The sequence below is a fragment of the Romboutsia sp. 13368 genome, from assembly GCF_018336475.1.
Classification (GTDB): domain Bacteria; phylum Bacillota; class Clostridia; order Peptostreptococcales; family Peptostreptococcaceae; genus Romboutsia.
Window position 1 is genome coordinate 813,156 of the sequence record NZ_CP048741.1, and the last position, 950, is coordinate 814,105.

Here is a 950-nt window from a genome sequence, read left to right on the forward strand (position 1 = left end):
TATAATTAATTAAATTTTTTAAGAGTATATTATTCATAATTTAAGTATTTTGAATTTTTAACCTTGCATATAACAACAAGAAAAGCTAAAATATAATGGAGAGATTAGATTGAAAAGTTAGGAAAGATTTAATATGAAAAGAGTTATAACTATAAACTCAAACAACTTAGAAAAATCAATAGAGACAAAAGAACTATTAACTAAAAAACTTTTAGAAAATAACTTTTTAGTAAGTTCTAAACTAGAAGAAAATACAGAACTTATAATATCTATAGGGGGGGATGGATCATTTTTAAAAACAATTCAAGATTTTAAATTTCCAAGTATACCTATGATAGTAATAAATACAGGTCACTTAGGATTTTTTGCAGAGTTTGATCCAGGAGAAATTGATGAATTTATAGATTTATATAAAAATAATGACTTTATTATACAAGAAGTATATCCTTTAAAGGCAAGTATATGCACTAAGGATAACAGTAAAGATATTTATGCAGTTAATGAAATTGTAATAAAAAGTGTATGCTCAAGAACTCTACATTTGGATTTAAGAGTAAATGAAAATAAAATACAGACTTTTAGTGGTGATGGAATGCTTGTATCAACACCTATTGGTTCAACTGCATATAATTATTCAGCTGGTGGTAGTATTATAGATCCAAGCTTAGATACATTACAGCTTACACCTTTAGCTCCTATGAATACGATTGCATATAGGTCATTTACTTCAAGTATTGTTTTATCTGCAAAATCAACTATAAATATAGTACCAGAATATAGATTTGAAAACTCTATATTAGTAGTTGTTGATGGAAATGAATATAGATTTAATGATATTACAGATATCAATATTGTAAGATCTGATATAAAACTAAAACTTCTTAGACGTTCAGATTTTGAATTTTGGAAAAGAGCATCAGAAAAGTTTTTATATGAAAAGTAGTGAAATT

At 25.3% G+C, this 950-nt stretch carries 1 protein-coding gene; it reads left to right on the forward strand.

The window, feature by feature from the left end:
- The first annotated feature begins 133 nt into the window (after positions 1 to 133).
- Entirely contained in the window at positions 134 to 943 is an 810-nt protein-coding gene (locus G3997_RS03315; protein WP_296648063.1) for an NAD(+)/NADH kinase, read from the forward strand.
- The last annotated feature ends 7 nt before the right edge of the window (positions 944 to 950 follow it).

Bases quoted from the DNA above. Each gene is read 5' to 3' on its own strand.
- G3997_RS03315 (WP_296648063.1), top strand. From the start codon at position 134: ATGAAAAGAGTTATAACTATAAACTCAAACAACTTAGAAAAATCAATA.